The organism is Nonomuraea longicatena (assembly GCF_039525605.1).
Lineage (GTDB): Bacteria > Actinomycetota > Actinomycetes > Streptosporangiales > Streptosporangiaceae > Nonomuraea > Nonomuraea longicatena.
The window spans coordinates 1-16,554 of the sequence record NZ_BAAAHQ010000060.1; the positions used below are offsets into that span (position 1 = coordinate 1).

The window sequence follows — 16,554 nt, forward strand, 5'->3', positions numbered from 1 at the left end:
CGCTCGGCGCGGTCACGGCCGGGCTGGCGGCGGCCGTCGCGCCGCTCGCGGCGGCCTTCCCACATGGGCTGCACCTGTTCTGGCACCAGGTCGGCGACGGGTTGTGGCTGCGCGGTCTCGGCCCGGCGCACCGGGCGGCGCTGGCGTGGTCGGCGGGGCTGCTGGCGTGGCTGGCCTGGCACGCGGCGCGGGCGCTGGCGCGGACGCTGGCCGAGCAGCGCCGCCACCGGCTGCTGGTGGACGTGCTGGCCGAACGCGACCCCGAGCACGACGCCTATCTGCTGCCGGGTGAGGAGCCGGTCGCCTACTGCGTCCCCGGGTTGCGGGCGCGGATCGTGCTGAGCAGGGGCGCGCGGGCCCGGCTCGGCGCTGCGGAACTGGACGCCGTGCTCGCCCATGAGCGGGCGCACGCGCGGGGCCGCCACGACCTGGTGCTGCTGCCGTTCGTCGCGCTGGCGCACGCCTTCCCGTGGCTGCCCGCGGCGCGGGCGGCGCGCGAGGCCGTACCCGTGCTGCTGGAGATGCTCGCCGACGACCGCGCCCGGCGGGTGCACGGTGACCGGGTGCTGGCGCGGGCGATCGTCGAGATGGTCGCGCCGTCCCCGGGGCCGTCTTCGGGCCCGGCGACGCCGGGGCTGGCCGACACGGGGGTGGCCTGGCGGGTGCGGCGGCTGCTGGAGCACACGCCGGGGCACCCTTGGGCGCCGACGGCCGCGTACGGCGCGGCGGCGGTGCTGGGCGGCTGCGCGCTGTCGCTGCTGTCCGCGCCGGTCTTCTGCGGGCTGCTCTGGCCGGGTTAGGGTCCTGAGCACCGCCACGGTCTTCTACTCTTGGGAGAACTCATCTTCTACCAAACGTAGAACCAAGGGAGTGCACGTGTCGGACCAGCAGGATCGGGCCAGCGCCCGGCGCGCCAAGGTCGAGGCCATGCAGGAGGAGGACGCCAGAGGGCGCGCCCGCAAGCGCAACCTCGCCGTCGCGCTGTCGGCCGTCGCCGTCTTCGCCGTCGTCGTCGCGGCCGTACTGCTGACGGGGAACGCCCGCGAACCCGCCGCCGGGGCGGGCGCCGCCGCCGCGCAGGTCCTCAGGCCGGACAGCCACCGGCTGCAGACCGCGGCGGACGGCAAGGTGACACTGGTCGAGTTCCTCGACTTCGAGTGCGAGGCGTGCGCCGCCGCCTTCCCCGTCGTCGAGGAACTGCGCAAGGAGTACACCGGACGGGTGACGTTCGTGGCCCGCTACTTCCCCATCCAGAGCCACTTCAACGCCGAGCGCTCCGCCCGCGCCGTCGAGGCGGCCGCCCAGCAGGGGCGCTTCGACCAGATGTACCAGCGGATGTACCAGACCCAGCGCCAGTGGGGCGAGCAGCGCACCCCCGCGGACAAGCTGTTCCGGTCCTTCGCCCAGGACCTGGGCCTCGACATGGCCAAGTGGGACGCCGCCTACGACGCTCCGGAGACTCTTGAGCGCATCAACAAGGACGTCGCCGACGGGCAGGCCCTCGGCGTCCAGGGCACCCCGACGTTCTTCCTGAACGGCAAGAAGCTCGAACCGAAGTCCACCGACGACATCAAGGCGGCGATCGATGCGGCCCTCGCAGGCTGAGACCTTCCCCCGGCTGCTGCCGGGGCTGCTGCTGGGCGGCGGACTCGTCGGGCTCGTCGCGGCCTTCGTGCTCGCGGTCGAGAAGATCGCGCTGCTGAAGAACCCCGAGTACGTGCCCAGCTGCAGCATCAACCCGGTGCTGTCGTGCGGCTCGATCATGTCGACGCCGCAGGCCGAGCTGTTCGGCTTCCCCAACCCGCTGATCGGCATCGCCGGGTTCGCCGTCGTGACGACAGTGGGCGTGGTGGCGGTGGCCGGTATCCCGTTGCCCCGGTGGTTCTGGATCGGGCTGCAGGCCGGGGTCACGGCCGGGGTCGTGTTCGTGCACTGGCTGATCTACCAGAGCCTGTACGTGATCGGCGCGCTGTGCCCCTACTGCATGGTGGTGTGGGCGGTGACCATCCCTCTGTTCACGTACGTCACGCTGCGGGGGCGCAGGCTCGCGCCGTATCACGGGATCATCCTCACGGTGTGGTTCCTCGCGATCCTGGCGCTGGTGCTCGTGCGGTTCTGGTCGTACTGGAGCACTCTCGTCTAACCGACCGCGAGCCGGGTGAGGGTCAGCCTGTGCTCGCGGGTCTCCACCGGGAGCAGGCCGGACAGCACGGGCGTGAACCGCACCGTGACCGGCCTGCCCGCCGGGAGCGGGGCGTTGAGATCGTGGCCGTGGACGCGCAACTCGTCGGAGACGTCGCTGGTGACGGTGATGGCGACGGGACGGCCCCGGCCGACGCGCACCCGGCCGGGCGGCGGGGTGACGTGGCCACGGGCGATCGTGATGCGCACCTCGACCTCGCCGGGGACCGCGCGGCTCGCGGGGGGCATGGGCGCGGCGGTCACGGCGTTCCCGCAGCCGGCCAGCAGCACCCCTGCCGCCAGGGCGGCCAGCGTCCTCACTTGCATCTCCAAGCTCCTCACGCTACTTCCGCTCTGTGCCGGGGACAAAGGCTTTTCCCCGTCGTCGGTCAGAACCCGTCTCCTTGTTACGGCGCAGCCCGGTCACGGCAACCCGCCGCCCCGCGCCGGCGGCCTCCAGAAGACGCTCCTCCCTTCCGCGTCTCCCCGCCGTAACGCCGCCTTGTCGCGCGCCCACCCGGCACAGGTACTTCGCCGTAAGAGGCGCCGCCGTTCACCGCACCCCGTCCCGCCGTCGCGGCGCCCGGAAAACCCCGGGTAGCGGTGCAGGGACCTGACCACGGCCGCGCCGTGCTGCGTACGTTTTGTGCCCGCCAGGGTCTTCTGGCGCCGCGTACGTGTCCGCACGCTCGGCTCCCCTGGCGCCGCGACGGCGGGTCGGTGTGAGGTGGAGACCGGCGCCCCGGTACGGCGATCGGCGTGGGGTGGGCAGGCGGTCAGGAGGGCGGCGTCATGGCGGGAACCCCGGACAGGAGGAGCGTTTTCTGGAGGCCGCCGGCGCGGGGCGGCGGGTTGGCGTAACCGGGCGGCGCCGTAACAGAGAGAAAGGTCCTTGTGCGCCGTAACGGAGAGAAGAGATCTTCTACGACGGAGAGGGAGATCTACCCGGTGAGGCCCGACATGAGCTGGTCGACGATGCGGGGTGCCAGCACCGTGCCGGACTCGCCGCCGCCCCACTTGCAGTGCCAGATCACGGCCCCGTTCAGCGTCGCCAGCGCGATCTCCGTGTCCAGGTCGGCGCGTAGTTCGCCGGTGGCCATGCCGCGTTCCAGAATGGCGCGCAGTGCCTCTCGCCGGGGTTCGAGCACGAGGCACCGGAACTTCGCCAGCAACGCGGGATACCGGTCGGACTCGCCCATCGCCATGTGCATCACGCTGCGGTTGCGGCCGTCGACGGCGTCCGCGTGCATCGCGGTGAGCATCACGATGAGGTCGTCGCGCACCGACTCGCCCTTGATCGGCGGCATCGGGGTGCGCAGGACGGCCAGGGCGTCGACGACGAGGTCCTCCTTGTTGGACCACCGCCGGTAGATGGTGGTCTTGCCGACGCCCGCACGGGAGGCGATCGCCTCGATCGACAACTCGGCGATGCCCATGCCCTCGCCGATGAGATCGAGGGTGGCCTCAAGGATCGCCCGCTCGGCCCGTTCGCTGCGCGGACGGCCCGCCTGCCGGGCCGTCGCCGATTCCCGCGTACTCATCGCAACCTCACACTACCGCTGCTTCCTTGCCCCTGGTGTCGGGGACGGCGGGCGTCCTGCCCGGCATCCACTTCGCCACCACGAACACCCCCGCGAGCGCGATGGCGGCCGCGACGAGCGTCGTCGTGTGCATGCCGTCGATGAAGGCGCGGAAGGCCGGGCCGAGCACCGCCGGGTCGCCCTGGGCGGCGGCGACGGTCCCCATGATGGACTCGCCGGCCCCGTGCCGGGCCTCCTCCGGCAGCGCGGCCAGCGCGGGCGCGACCTCGCTGCGGTACACGGCCGACAGCACCGAGCCGAGTACGGCGACGCCGAGCGCCCCCGAGAGCTGCCGGACCGTGTTGCTCATCGCCGATCCGACGCCCGCCTTCTGCGGCGGCAGCGACTCCATGATGGCGGTGGTGGCGGGCGGCATGAGGTTGGCCATCGCGGCACCCTGGACGAAGAAGACGATCTCCACGATCACGATCGGGGTGTTCTGGTCGAACAGCGCGTACGCGGCCAGGGACAGGGTGATCACCACCATGGCGACGGTGGCGGACAGTTTGGCGCCGAACCTGTCGTTCACCTTCTGGCTGAGCGTGGAGAAGATCACCTGCGCCGCCGCGAACGGGATCATCAGCGCTCCGGCCTGCAGCGGCGTGTACCCCCTCACGATCTGCAGGTAGAACGTGAGGAAGAACATCCCGCCCATCATCGAGAAGAAGACGATCCCGATCATGCCGACGGCGGAGCTGAAGCGGGCGTTCTTGAAGTTGCGCACGTCGAAGGCGGGGTGCTCGATCCGCCGCTCCCACCAGACGAACGCGCCCAGGACGAGCAGCCCGAGGACGCCGGGGAAGATCACCTCGGGGTGGGCGAGGGTGGCGAGTTCGCCGCCGCGCACGATCCCGTACGTCAGGGCGACCAGCCCGATGATGGACAGGATCACGCCGACCGGGTCGAGCCTGGTCGGCCTGGGGTCGCGCGACTCGGGGACGACCGAGGCGATGAGGATCACGCTGACGATCACGATGGGCACGTTCACGAGGAAGACCGAGCCCCACCAGAAGTGCTCGATGAGCAGGCCGCCGGTGACCGGCCCGATCGCGACGGCGAGGCCGACGCCGCTGGTCCACAGGGCGATGGCCCGGCCGCGCTCGCGGGGCGGGAAGACGTTGGAGATGATCGCGAGGGTGGCGGGCATGATGGCGGCGCCGCCGATGCCCATCGCGGCGCGGGCGAGGATCAGCTGCGTGGGATCCTGGGCGTACGCGCTGGCCAGGGAGGACAGGCCGAACATCACCATGCCGATCATGAGCATGCGCTTACGGCCGTTGCGGTCGCCGAGGATGCCGAACGTGAACAGCAGCCCGGCGAAGACCAGCGTGTAGGAGTTGATGGCCCACTCCAGTTCGCCCTGGGTGGCGCCGAGTCCTTCGACGGGGTCGGCGATGGTCTTCATCGCCACGTTCAGGATCGTGTTGTCGAGGACGACGGCGAGCAGGCTGAAGACCAGCACGCCGAGGATCGCCCATCTACGGGGGTGTCCGGTGGTCTGTTCCATGCGCAGGCTTCCTTAGGCGGAATTCCGATACGATCATGTTTCGCAACGGGAGCGTATCGTGACACAATCCGATACGCAACGGAATCGTTTCGCAAGTCTGCCGCCCGCGCTCCTGTCTCCGTGCTCTCTTCGGGGGCTGGGTCGTTACCGTATGAGCGTGGGCAGACCAGCGAAGTTCGACGCCGACCGGATCCTCGACGCCGCCGCGGCCGTGGCGGCGGAGGGCGGGCAGGGCGCGGTGACCGTCACCGCCGTGGCCGCCCGCCTCGGCGCGCCCAGCGGCTCCATCTACCACCGGTACGGCTCGCGCGACCTGCTGCTGGCCCATCTGTGGATCCGGACGGTCCGCCGGTTCCAGGAGGGCTTCCTGGAGGCGGCCCGCACCCCTGACCCGGTCGAGGCGGTACGCCGGACGGCGGCGCACACCGTGCGATGGTCGGCCGAGCACCCCGACGAGGCCAGACTGCTGCTCAGGCACCACGTCGACGAACTGCGCCTGGCCTGGCCGACGGAACTCGGCGAGGAACTGTCGCGGTTGAACGCCGCCTCGATGGCGGCGATGGGTCGCATCGCCGCCGGTTGCGGGCACGGCGACCTGCGGCGGGTGGTGTTCGCGCTGGTGGACGTCCCGCTCGCGGCGGTGCGGCGTCACCTCCGGGCGGGTGAGGGGAGTCCCGGGGAGGTGACCCGCATGGTGGAGACGGCGGCCCTTGCGGTAGTTTTGGAGAGTGACCTCTAAAACTGTTGAAGATCTCTACGCCGCCTTCGCCGCCGCCGATCCCGCCGCCCTGCTCGCCACCCTGCACCCGGACTTCGTCCTCGACGTCAGCCCCGGCATGCCCCTGGGCGTCGGCAAGCGGCACCATGGCCGCGAGAACGCCCTGATGGAGTGCTGGGCCGTGATCTTCGGCGCGTACGAGACCGCACCCGTCCCCGACCAGTACATCTGGGCGGCGCCGGACCGATGCGTCGTCCTCGGCCACTACCTGGGCACCGCCCGCGCCACCGGCCGCCCGCTCGACGCCGTCTTCGCCCACGACCTCACCCTCAAGGACGGTCTGATCACGAACTTCGTCCAGATCACCGACACGGCCCGCTGGCACGAATCCCTCGGCGCCCCTCCCACCGCAGCCGCCGCCTGAGCGGGGTAGGGAGCCAGAGCGGGCGATCGGGGTGCCGTCGTGCGCCGGGCAGGCGGTGAACAGGGCGGGCCAACAGGGCGGCGTAGCGGCGGGAGGTGTCTCGAAAGAGGAGCGTCACCCTGGAGGCCGCCGGCAGGGGGCGGCGGGTGGCGTGAGGGGGGCTTCAGCCGTGATGACTCATCTGAGCGCCGCGAAGTGGGTCAGGTGAGGGCGGCGCGCGAGCGGCGGCGGATGGACGGGCCGAGCACGAGGAGCGCCGCGGCGGAGGCCAGGCCGACGGCCCCCAGCACGAACCACAGCGCGCCCCCCGTCACCCCCAGGGCGCCGCCGAGCAGCGGCGCCAGCACCGTCGAGGCCGACCACGCCAGCCCGAACACCCCCGAGTACCGTCCCCGGAGTGCCGGCGGCGCGAGCGCGGCCACAATGGCCGCTGCCGTCCCCGCCGTCGCGATCTCCCCGAGCGTCCACACGGCGACGCTCGCCATCAGCGAGCCCAGGTCGGTGACGAACGCCGTCATGGCGAAGCCGACCGCCATGACCGCCAGCCCCGCCGCCATCGTCACCGGCCCGTCGAGCCGCCCCAGCCATCCGGCCACCAGCGGCTGCATCACCACGATGAGCACCCCGTTGACCGCCATCGCCAGCCCGAAGTCTCCGACCCCCACGATCCGCGTCATGGCCACGGGCAGCATGGTCACGGTCTGCGAGTACATGATCGCGTTGCCGAGCACCACGAGCGTGAAGGCCACCATCACCCGGTCGCGGAACACCGCGCCGAACCCGCCGCCCGCGCTCTCGCCGCGCTCCGGACGGGTCTCGGGCACCGCCCGCCACACCAGGACGGCGAACCCCAGGCTGGTGGCCGCGTTGATCCAGAACAGCCAGTGGAACCCCAGTTCGGCCAACCGGCCCCCGGCCGTGACGGCCACGGAGAACCCCAGGTTGACCGCCCAGAACAGCAGCGCGAACGCGCGCGGCCGCTCGGCCGGCGAGACCAGGTCGGCCACCAGCGCGCTGGAGGCGGGCCGGTAGGCGTCGATCACCAGCCCGAGCGCGAACATCGCCGTCATGATCATCGGCAGGCTGGTGCTGTGGCCGAGCCAGATCATCGCGGCCGACGTGGCCGCCATCCCCCCGGTGAGCGTGATCCGGCGCCCGACGCGGTCGGCCAGCATCCCCGCCAGCGGCTGCGAGAACAGCGACCCGGCGCCGTACACCGCCATCACCACACCGGCGGCCGCCACCGACAGCCCGCGCGCCTGCGTCAGGTACACGCCGGTGAACGGGATCACCATCGTGCCGATCCGGTTGACCAGTGTGCCGCTCCACAGCGCCCAGAACGGCCGGGGCAGCCCGCCGACCCGCGCGCGGACGAAGGACGTCTGAGGGGAGGCCATCGTCAGAGTCTGAGGCCCGCCCCCACGGGGTCGCCAGCGGGTTTCGGTCAGTGAGACACCGGGCCCGTCGCCGGCCGGGTTCCCGCCGCCGGCGGAGGGGGCGAGCACGCCCCCTCCACCAGCAGCGCCGCCCACAACACGGCCCCCGCCGTACACAACGCCCAGACCGTCCGCGCCGGGCTCGTCTTCCTGTGCCGCCCCACGCAAGATACATACTGCGACGACCGTGTCACGTTACGTGTATCTCGCCGACTCCAGCAGCCAGTCCAGGTGCGCGCGCGGCGCCGCCAGGTAGGCGCAGGCCACCTTGCTGGCGTCGCGCGCCTCCTTGGGCTCCAGCTCGTCCAGCGGCAGCAGCCGCGCCGCCCCGCGCATGTCGTGACAGCGCTCCTCCACCCGGTCGAGCACCCACGCGACCGCGCCCCGCTCGTCCAGGTCCAGCTCGTGCATGGCGATCACCACCAGGTTGTGCGCGTCGCCGCGCTCCTTGCCCAGCGACGCGACGTCGTTGCACCAGGCGATCGTGTCACTGCACGCCTCGACCAGATCGCGCCACGGGTCGCACGCCTGCAGCCAGCCCGGCACCTCCACCCGCAGGCACGGCTCCACGAGGTCGTACAGGTAGGGGCCGACCGTGCCGCGCCGCAGCGCCGGGTACTCCTCGATGGTGGGCACCCGGCCCGTCGCCCGGTTCCTCGCCTCGGTACGGCACGCGTCGTGCTGCCGCTGCAGCCCCATCGCGAACCTGGCCCGCCACCGGTCGCTCATCCGGACGCTCGTCACCCGCCACAGGTCGGCGAAGGCCGCCTCCAGCGGATGGTGGGCGGCCCCGGTGAGCAGTCCCTGGAAGACCTCCAGCGGGCACGGTCCCTCGTCGAGTTCGTCGTCGAAGTGGAACAGCCAGGTCAGCCACTGCGCGAACAGCGCAGCGGCGGCCGCGTCGAACTCCGCGAACGCCCGCCCCGCCATCCGGTGGAAGCCCACCGCCGGGTCGGCGCGCAGGCCCGTGCGCCGCGCCCAGTCGATCACCGCCGCCTCGATCGCGAACACCGACGGGTGCATACGGGCGGGCCTGGCCATCGCGGGCACCCGCGCGGTCAGCGGCAGCAGCGCCTCGGCCGGTGAGCCGCCGCGCCGGGGCGCGGGCAGCATCGGCTTCCTCGTGAGCACGGAACGCAGGGCGTCCCTCACAGAAGCGATCATCATCGGGAGCGCCTCACAGCGGGCCGAACAGCCAGTTGCCCGCGCTGTGCGGGTCGTCGCCCGTGTAGTACTGCCGGGCGGCGTCGACCAGGTCGCTCACCGACAGCGAGCCGCAGCCCTCGCGGTCGAGCCGGTCGAAGGCCTCGTCCACGTCGTCGTAGGCGGTGCCGAACGCGCTCAGCATGGTCCGGAACTCGCTCGGCCCGATCCGCCCGTCGCCGTCGGCGTCGCACAGTTCCGCGACGGCCCGCGTGGCGGGGAAGAAGACCGGCTCGAACTGCCCGCCTTCGACGAAGGCCGAGGTCATGCCCCGGCGGAACTCCTCACGGGAGATCCGCGTGTCCGCGTCGCGGTCCAGTTCGCCGACCAGCGCCGCCCAGATCCCGTCGAAACCGTCGACGAGCCTGGTGCCCGTCATCGAGGTCGGCGACTCCCCGAACCCCACCAGGATGCGGGCCCCCAGGCCCAGCAGGTCCCCCCGCTCGATCTCGCCCCTGCCCCCCACATCGATGTGGTCGAAAGCGCGGTCGAGCTTGTGATTGCGCAGGTCGATAGCCACGAATGCCTCCCCCGAGACTGATCTGCGTGATCACATTAGGTGGGCGCGCGTGGTTTGTCAGTGAGCCACGCACCGGCGGGCCCCCGTAACGTGTGCGAAACACGGACACGGCATCCTGTAAGCGCACAGTACTGTCTCATCGAGGGGCCGCCTTGGACCGCCAGCAGGAGTTCGTGCTCCGTACTCTCGAGGAACGCGACATCCGGTTCATCCGGCTCTGGTTCACCGACGTCCTCGGTTTCCTGAAGTCGGTCGCCATCGCACCGGCCGAGCTCGAAGGCGCCTTCGCCGAGGGCATCGGGTTCGACGGCTCGGCGATCGAGGGGTTCGCGCGCGTCTACGAGTCCGACATGCTGGCCAAGCCCGATCCCTCGACGTTCCAGATCCTGCCGTGGCGCAGCGAGAACCCGGGTGCGGCCCGCATCTTCTGCGACATCCTCATGCCCGACGGCTCACCCTCGCACGCAGACCCCCGCTGGGTGCTCAAGCGCACCCTCGCCAAGTGCGCCGACATGGGCTTCACCTTCTACACCCACCCCGAGATCGAGTTCTTCCTGCTGAAGAACCGGCCCGCCACGGGCGAGCGGCCCGAGCCCATCGACGCGGGCGGCTACTTCGACCACACGCCCCACTCCTCCGGCCACGACTTCCGCCGCCAGGCGATCATGATGCTGGAGTCGATGGGCATCTCGGTCGAGTTCAGCCACCACGAGGGCGCGCCCGGCCAGCAGGAGATCGACCTGCGCTACGCCGACGCGCTCACCACCGCCGACAACATCATGACCTTCCGGCTGGTCATGAAGGAGGTCGCGCTGGAGCAGGGCATCTGGGCCTCCTTCATGCCCAAGCCGTTCACCGAGCACCCCGGCTCCGGCATGCACACCCACATGTCGCTGTTCGAGGGCGACCGCAACGCCTTCTACGAGGCGGGCTCGGAGTACCAGCTCTCGAAGATGGGCCGCTCGTTCATCGCGGGCCTGCTGCGGCACGCCGCCGAGATCACCGCCATCACCAACCAGTGGGTCAACTCCTACAAGCGGCTGTGGGGCGGCGCCGAGGCCATCGCGGGCCAGGGCGGCGAGGCCCCCTCCTACGTGTGCTGGGGGCACAACAACCGCTCGGCGCTGGTACGGGTGCCGATGTACAAGCCGCACAAGGGCGGCTCGTCGCGCATCGAGTTCCGCTCACTCGACTCGGCCTGCAACCCCTACCTGGCCTTCGCGCTCATCCTGGCCGCCGGGCTGAAGGGCATCGAGCACTCGTACGAGTTGCCCCCGGCCGCCGAGGACAACGTCTGGACCCTCACCAGCGCCGAACGCCGCGCGCTCGGCATCCGCCCGCTGCCCCAGTCCCTCGACGAGGCCATCGGGGTCATGGAGCAGAGCGAACTGGTCGCCGAGACGCTGGGCGAGCACGTCTTCGACTTCTTCCTCCGCAACAAGCGCAGCGAGTGGCGGGAGTACCGCCGCCAGGTCACCGAGTACGAACTGGGCCGCTACCTGCCGGTGCTGTGAGTCTCAGAAGTACCGGGAGGTCAGGTCGGTCGTCGGCCACGTCCTGATCGCCGCCACGGCGTCGTACAGCTCATCCTGGAGAGCGTCGAAGTCGGGGGAGCCGGTCTCCTCACGCCGGTTGAACGTGGCGGCGAAGCAGACGCCGAAGTTCGTGCGGGTCAGGATCGTGTACGTGCCGGGCAGCGAGCCGTTGTGCCAGGTGTTGAAGCCGCTGCCCGCCCGGCGCACCCACCAGCCCCCGGAGTACCAGCTGCCGTGCTCGTTGCGGCCGATCTCCGGTTCGGCCCACAGCCGCGCGAGCGTCGTCTTGGTCAGCACGCTCGTGGAGCCGTCGAAGACGCGGGACAGGCGCACCAGATCGACGGCCGAGGCCATCCACCCGCCCGTGGAGTCGAGGTTGGGGTAGTTGGCGCCGCCGTACGGGTGGGGGACGACCGTGCCGGAGTCGTCGAGCACGGTCTTCGTCGTGAACTTCGACTCGTAGCGCACGCCCGTCGAGGGCGGCACGCTCGGGCTGATGCGCGGCCGCGTCACCCCGGCGGGGCCGAGGATGTGGCGCTGCACGTACGTCGCGTACGGGAGCCCGGACACCTTCTCGATCACCCGGCCCAGCAGCGTGAAGTTCAGGTTGTTGTAGGACATCCTGCTGCCCGGCGCGAAGTCCAGGGGCCGCGAGGTCGCGTACTTCAGGATGTGGGCGTGCGTGATCGGCAGCGGCACGTCCAGCGCGGCCGAGATCGCGTGGTCGGAGAACAGGTAGTCCTTGCCGGAGGCCGCCTTGTCCCAGCCGCTGAGCTGGTGCATCAGGCGCAGCACGGTGATGTCGGCCAGCCGGGGCTCGGCCGAGGTGGAAAGGCCCAGCAGCGGGGCGACCTTGGCGCCCAGGCTCAGCTTGCGGTCCTGCACCAGCCGCATGATCGCGGCGCCGGTGATGTGCTTGCTGAGGCTCGCCAGCCGGAACAGCGTGGTCGGCTGCACCTTGGCCGCTCCGGCGTTGTAGGTGCCGTAGCCCCTGGCCAGCAGCAGCTTGCCGTGCCTGCCGACGGCGAACTGGGCGCTGGAGACGCTGCGCGCCGCGATGAAGTTCTTCAGCCTCGTGTCCAGCCCGGCGAGCTGCGCGGGCACCTGCCCGGTCACAGGCGGCGCGGCCAGAGCACGCGGGGACAGCAGTACCGTTGGTACGGTCGCCGCTCCGCCGACGAGGAGGGCGCGGCGAGTGAGCATGGTCACAGGTGACTCCCGGGTCACATCGGTCTCAACAGGGTTCCGTATATTACGGACCACGCCGGAAGACCGCATCCCGGGTTTCCCAGTCGTGGGCCGTGGCAAACGCTTCGTCCTCTAAAATTGGGCCGTTTGAAATGAAATTTCAGGTGCGGATGTTTCAAACGAGGACAAGGAGGACCGACGTATGACGACGGCTGCCCTGCAGACTGTGCTGACCGTTCCCGAGCGTTTCCAGGGGCCCAAGGGGATCGCCAACGGGGGATGGCTGGCCGGTACGGTCGCCGAGACACTGGGCGGTAACGGCAGCGCCGTCGAGGTCACCCTCCACGCCCCGACCCCCGTCGAGACCGAGCTGTGCCTGGAGCACGTGGCCAACACCGCCTCGCTCCGCCACGGCGACACGCTGCTCGCCGAGGCCATCCCGGTCGCCGAGGAGCTGCCCGCGCCCGCGTTCGTTCGTTTCGCGGACGCCGCCCGTGCCGAAGCCGGCTTCGCCGGCTGGCGGGGCCATGCCTTCCCCGACTGCTTCGTCTGCGGCCTGCGCGAGCCCGGCGACGGCCTGCGCGTCTTCCCCGGCCCGGTCGAGGGCACCGACCTGGTGGCCGCCGGATGGCGGGTGCCGTTCACGGTCGCCGAGGAGGACGGCGTGCCCGCCTCGATCGTCACGGCGGCACTCGACTGCGTGACCGGCTGGGCGCACTTCGCGCCCGGCGAGTCCGCGCTGCTGGGCCGCCTGACCGTGCAGATCCACCGCTCCGTCTACCCCGGCGGCGCCTACTCCGTCGTGGGCCGGGCCACCGGCCGCGAGGGCCGCAAGCTGTTCGGCGAGAGCGCGATCTACGACGGCGACGGCACCCTGGTCGCCGCCGCCCGCGCCACCTGGATCACCCCCCGGGCCTGACGGTCACGGGCAGACCCTCTCGTACGGCAGCGCCGCCGAGACGTGCGCCCGCCATTCGGCCTCGCTGAGTGTGCGCCCGGCCCGAGCGCACACGGCGGCCAGCACCTTGGCGGGCGCCACGGGGTGGGCGGTCACGACGCCTCGCTCGTTCACGACCAGCACCTCGGAGCCGTCGGCGGTGAAGGCCATCGACCGGGCGCGGGTGTAGGGGTCCTCGCCGCCGTGCGGGTCGGGGAGCGGGCCCAGCATCACTCCCGCCGAGACGTCGAACAGCGCTGCCCTGCCGTCCTGGGTGGTACCGGCGGCCACGTTCTCCGAGGGGGAATGGGCGTGGGGCTCGTCGATCCCCGTGACGGCGGTTCTCCTGCTGCGGAGGGTGGCCGTGTCCCACAGGCCCAGCCGCAGCCGGGAGTCCATCACGGTCAGCGTGTCGCCGGAAGGCGAGAAGTGCAGGCCGGTGATCCGGTGGTCGAGCCCGCCGCCGCCGAACGGCTCGGCCACCGGCTTGCCGGTGCGCGCGTCCACGAGCGTGACCTGGCGGGCTCCCACGGCCAGCCGTCCGCCGTCGGGGGAGAAGGCCAGCCGGTGGTCGTCGCCCTGGTGGTCGGCGTCCCACAGGGGCCGCTTCGCCCGCCAGTCCCACACCTGGACGAAACCGGTCGCACCGCGTACCGCCGTGATCGCGAGCAGGCTGCCGTCCGGACTGAAGACGCCGTCGCCGATGTCACCCCGGTCGATGTCGAACACGTGCTTGGTCCCCGAGTCGACGACGGTGACCGTCTCCTGGGAGAAGAAGGCGGACAGGCCGCCGCCTCCGAACGCCGCCCCCTGCGCCTCGGGCACCTTCGTCGTCGCGCCCTCTCCGCGTGCCGGTCCGACCGAGGCGCCGCCGGCCGGTGTGTCGGTGGCCAGGCTGCGGCCGTCCTGGCTCAGCTCGGCCCAGTTGACGTCGGGTCCCGCCTGCGCGCCCAGGCCGGAGACGTCCGCTGAGAACACCTGGTCGGTCAGCCGGTAGCGGAGGACCGAGCCGTCGAAGGCGCCCTCCGGAGGGCCTTCCAGATCGCCCTGGACGGGTAGGACGGACATCAGCTGGGAGTCGGACGTCCGCCACAGCTGGATGCCCTCGTAGTCGACGGTGGCCATGACCGGCGTCCCGAAGACCGGGCTGCCGCCACTCCAGTTCCCCTGCGTGCCCGCCCCGTCGAGCCGCCCCAGGTGCGCGCGGGCGCCGGTACGCCGGTCCGTCACCCACAGGACCTCGCCCTTGCCCTCGACCGCGCGCCAGCGGCCGTCGGCGCTGAACGTCGCCCCGCCGGCGGTCCGGTCGAGCCCGTACGCGCCCGTGGCCAGGTTCCAGCGCGTCGGGCCGGCCGGAGTCGAGAACACGACCGTTCGCTCTCCCGCGAACTTCCCTTCCACCCGCTCGTCCTCCGGATCGACCGGCCTGGTGAAGCGCACCTCGCGCAGCCGCTTGCCCGACCCGGTGTCGAAGGCGACGGCCCGGGTGGTGGTCGTGGCGACGAGCGTGCGCCCGGACGCCGACAGCGCGATCGACAGCGGCTGCTCGCCGCCCAGGCCGAGCCCGCGGAAGCCGCCGGAGCGCCGCTCGGTGCGCAGGTCCCAGAGCCGCACCTCGTCCTCGCCGACGCTCGCCAGCGTCCTGCCGTTCTCGGCCATCGTGCGCAGCGTGTCCGCCCCTTCGGCCGGGTCGCGGAACATCCTCGTCTCCCGCTGGGCCAGCGACGCCGTCAGCGCCGCCCTGGAGTACGGCGTCGGGCTCAGCCGCCAGGCGGCGGCGCTCAGCAGCATCGACAGGCGCGGATCGGTGCGCCGGACCGTCGCCACCGCGTTCGCCAGCCGGTCGCCCTCCGCGGCCCGGAGCTGCCGCCCGATCCGCGCGGCCCGCTCGTCGGCGAGCCCGCCCTGGTGGAGGGCCAGTCCGCCCGCCGCCAGCGCGATCACCAGCAGCCCGCCCAGGCTGAGCGCGGCCAGCCGCGAGCGTCCTGCCCGCTTACGCGCCAGGGCGGCGCCGCCGTCCAGGAAGTCCCGCTCGGCGGGTGAGAGTGTGATGTCGCGCCGGGCCGTCGCCGCCCAGCGCAGCGCGTTCTCCAGCCTGCTGCCGTGGAGCAGGTCGCCGTCCCTGCGTCCCGCCGCCTGCCAGTGCTGCGCCGCCGTCCTGATCTCACCGTGTACGGCCAGGCCCTCCCGGTTGGCCGCGATCCACCGCCGGTACCTCGGCCAGGCGTGCGGCAGCGCGGGCCGGGCCAGCTCGACCGTCTGCCCGGAGCGGGCCAGCAGGTAGGAGAAGACCTCCAGGACGCGCTCCACCGCCTGCGGGTCGCCGTTCAGCTCGGACAGCGCGGTGGGCCGTACGGTCAGCTCGCCCCTGGCGTCGGTGGTGACCAGCCGCAGGAACACCTCGGGCACCAGGTCGCGTTCGGCCGGGCCGAGCAGCCGGTAGGCGTCCTCGGCGAGCGTGCCGAGCGCCGGGTCCGCGAGATCGCCCGCGATCCCCGCCGCCTCCCTGCCCCCCTCGGCCAGCAGCCGTACGGTGTCCAGCCGGTCGCCGCTGACCAGGGCCATCAGCAGTTCCCGCGCGGTGGGCCGGTCGCCGGGCTCCTTGCCGAGGGCGGCGGCGACCAGCGGGCGCACCGAGGCGGGCAGCACGGCCAGGTCGGGCGCCATCGACAGCACCCGGTGCATGACGCCGCCGAGGCTCTCGGCCTCGAACGGGTCGGCGCCGGTGGCCGCGTACAGCAGCACGCCGCCCCACGCGAACACGTCGGCGGGGGCGCCCGCGCGCTGCCCGGTGAACACCTCGGGCGCCATGTACGTCGGTGTGCCGGTCACCAGGCCGGTCGTGGTCAGCGACATCTCGGCGGTGCGCGCGATGCCGAAGTCGATCACGCGCGGGCCGTCCGGGCCGAGGAGCACGTTGTCCGGCTTCAGGTCGCGGTGCACCACACCGGCGTCGTGGATCGCGGTCAACGCCGTGGCGATCGCGGCGGCCAGCCGGTGGAGGTCGCCGTCGCGGAAGCGCCGCCCGCTCGCGACGGCCTGGCGCAGGCTGGGGCCCTCGACGTACTCACTGACGAGGTAGGGCCGGGGGCCGTCGAGGTCGGCCTCCAGCAGCGCGGCGGTGCAGAACGCGGCCACCCGGCGGGCGGCCTCCACCTCCCGGGCGAGCTGGGCGGCCTTGTCGCCGTGCAGGACCTTGACCGCCACGCGGCGGCCCTCCTCCGAGTAACCCTCGTAGACGACGCCCTGCCCGCCGGAACCGAGCCGTCCGGCCAGCCAGTATCGGCCGATCCGCTGGGGATCGCCGTCGATCAGCCTGTTCACG

At 72.0% G+C, this 16,554-nt stretch carries 15 protein-coding genes; 7 read left to right on the plus strand and 8 right to left on the minus strand.

Annotation, left to right across the window (positions count from 1 at the left end; genetic code table 11):
* From ABD120_RS38065 to ABD120_RS38075, 3 genes are all read left to right on the plus strand, one after another.
* Nucleotides 1-800 (plus strand): M56 family metallopeptidase (locus ABD120_RS38065; protein ID WP_343955235.1); only part of this gene is annotated, 800 nt, incomplete at its 5' end.
* A gap of 76 nt (nucleotides 801-876) precedes the next feature.
* On the plus strand, nucleotides 877-1,605 hold the full coding sequence (locus tag ABD120_RS38070; protein WP_343955236.1) for a DsbA family protein: 729 nt from the start codon (nucleotides 877-879) through the stop codon (nucleotides 1,603-1,605).
* A complete protein-coding gene (locus ABD120_RS38075; protein ID WP_343955237.1) occupies nucleotides 1,586-2,143 on the plus strand; it encodes a vitamin K epoxide reductase family protein in 558 nt (185 codons plus the stop codon). Before ABD120_RS38070 ends, ABD120_RS38075 begins: the two co-directional genes overlap by 20 nt.
* Here ABD120_RS38075 and ABD120_RS38080 read toward each other — a convergent pair.
* From ABD120_RS38080 to ABD120_RS38090, 3 genes are all read right to left on the minus strand, one after another.
* The gene (locus ABD120_RS38080; RefSeq protein WP_343955238.1) at nucleotides 2,140-2,514 is read right to left on the minus strand and encodes a hypothetical protein; all 375 of its coding nucleotides are present in this window, start codon (nucleotides 2,512-2,514) and stop codon (nucleotides 2,140-2,142) included. The two genes, ABD120_RS38075 and ABD120_RS38080, sit on opposite strands and share 4 nt — an antisense overlap.
* Before the next feature lie 608 nt (nucleotides 2,515-3,122).
* Nucleotides 3,123-3,722 (minus strand): TetR/AcrR family transcriptional regulator, encoded by a 600-nt coding sequence (locus ABD120_RS38085; protein ID WP_343955239.1) that lies wholly within the window; start codon nucleotides 3,720-3,722, stop codon nucleotides 3,123-3,125.
* Nucleotides 3,723-3,729: 7 nt separating this feature from the next.
* A complete protein-coding gene (locus ABD120_RS38090) occupies nucleotides 3,730-5,268 on the minus strand; it encodes an MFS transporter (RefSeq protein ID WP_343955240.1) in 1,539 nt (512 codons plus the stop codon).
* 157 nt (nucleotides 5,269-5,425) lie between these two features.
* On the opposite strand from ABD120_RS38090, the gene ABD120_RS38095 reads away from it, so the two are divergent.
* Both ABD120_RS38095 and ABD120_RS38100 read left to right on the plus strand, forming a co-directional pair.
* On the plus strand, nucleotides 5,426-6,007 hold the full coding sequence (locus ABD120_RS38095; protein WP_343955241.1) for a TetR/AcrR family transcriptional regulator: 582 nt from the start codon (nucleotides 5,426-5,428) through the stop codon (nucleotides 6,005-6,007).
* Nucleotides 5,997-6,410: a nuclear transport factor 2 family protein gene (locus ABD120_RS38100; RefSeq protein ID WP_343955242.1), complete on the plus strand. Its 414-nt coding sequence runs from the start codon at nucleotides 5,997-5,999 to the stop codon at nucleotides 6,408-6,410. Before ABD120_RS38095 ends, ABD120_RS38100 begins: the two co-directional genes overlap by 11 nt.
* A gap of 200 nt (nucleotides 6,411-6,610) precedes the next feature.
* Here ABD120_RS38100 and ABD120_RS38105 read toward each other — a convergent pair whose 3' ends face one another.
* The 3 genes from ABD120_RS38105 to ABD120_RS38115 form a co-directional block, all read right to left on the minus strand.
* Entirely contained in the window at nucleotides 6,611-7,807 is a 1,197-nt protein-coding gene (locus ABD120_RS38105; RefSeq protein WP_343955243.1) for an MFS transporter, read from the minus strand.
* Between the two features lie 234 nt (nucleotides 7,808-8,041).
* On the minus strand, nucleotides 8,042-8,998 hold the full coding sequence (locus ABD120_RS38110) for a terpene synthase family protein (RefSeq protein ID WP_343955244.1): 957 nt from the start codon (nucleotides 8,996-8,998) through the stop codon (nucleotides 8,042-8,044).
* A 25-nt stretch (nucleotides 8,999-9,023) separates the two neighbouring features.
* A complete protein-coding gene (locus ABD120_RS38115; RefSeq protein ID WP_343955245.1) occupies nucleotides 9,024-9,569 on the minus strand; it encodes an EF-hand domain-containing protein in 546 nt (181 codons plus the stop codon).
* A gap of 152 nt (nucleotides 9,570-9,721) precedes the next feature.
* On the opposite strand from ABD120_RS38115, the gene glnA reads away from it, so the two are divergent.
* A complete protein-coding gene (gene glnA, locus ABD120_RS38120; RefSeq protein ID WP_343955246.1) occupies nucleotides 9,722-11,083 on the plus strand; it encodes a type I glutamate--ammonia ligase in 1,362 nt (453 codons plus the stop codon).
* Nucleotides 11,084-11,086: 3 nt separating this feature from the next.
* Here glnA and ABD120_RS38125 read toward each other — a convergent pair whose 3' ends face one another.
* Nucleotides 11,087-12,307, minus strand: coding sequence for a serine hydrolase domain-containing protein (locus ABD120_RS38125; RefSeq protein WP_343955272.1), 1,221 nt, complete (start codon nucleotides 12,305-12,307; stop codon nucleotides 11,087-11,089).
* A 187-nt stretch (nucleotides 12,308-12,494) separates the two neighbouring features.
* Here ABD120_RS38125 and ABD120_RS38130 point away from each other — a divergent pair, with 187 nt between their 5' ends.
* On the plus strand, nucleotides 12,495-13,211 hold the full coding sequence (locus tag ABD120_RS38130) for a PaaI family thioesterase (RefSeq protein ID WP_343955247.1): 717 nt from the start codon (nucleotides 12,495-12,497) through the stop codon (nucleotides 13,209-13,211).
* 3 nt (nucleotides 13,212-13,214) lie between these two features.
* Here ABD120_RS38130 and ABD120_RS38135 read toward each other — a convergent pair whose 3' ends face one another.
* The gene (locus ABD120_RS38135) at nucleotides 13,215-16,553 is read right to left on the minus strand and encodes a protein kinase domain-containing protein (RefSeq protein WP_343955248.1); all 3,339 of its coding nucleotides are present in this window, start codon (nucleotides 16,551-16,553) and stop codon (nucleotides 13,215-13,217) included.
* Nucleotide 16,554 lies beyond the last annotated feature (1 nt).

What these genes read in the sequence shown, in the direction of transcription:
- ABD120_RS38075 (WP_343955237.1), top strand. Translation starts at nt 1,586, where the DNA reads ATGCGGCCCTCGCAGGCTGAGACCTTCCCCCGGCTGCTGCCGGGGCTG.
- ABD120_RS38085 (WP_343955239.1), bottom strand. Translation starts at nt 3,722, where the DNA reads ATGAGTACGCGGGAATCGGCGACGGCCCGGCAGGCGGGCCGTCCGCGC.
- ABD120_RS38090 (WP_343955240.1), bottom strand. Translation starts at nt 5,268, where the DNA reads ATGGAACAGACCACCGGACACCCCCGTAGATGGGCGATCCTCGGCGTG.
- ABD120_RS38105 (WP_343955243.1), bottom strand. Translation starts at nt 7,807, where the DNA reads ATGGCCTCCCCTCAGACGTCCTTCGTCCGCGCGCGGGTCGGCGGGCTG.
- ABD120_RS38125 (WP_343955272.1), bottom strand. Translation starts at nt 12,307, where the DNA reads ATGCTCACTCGCCGCGCCCTCCTCGTCGGCGGAGCGGCGACCGTACCA.
- ABD120_RS38130 (WP_343955247.1), top strand. Translation starts at nt 12,495, where the DNA reads ATGACGACGGCTGCCCTGCAGACTGTGCTGACCGTTCCCGAGCGTTTC.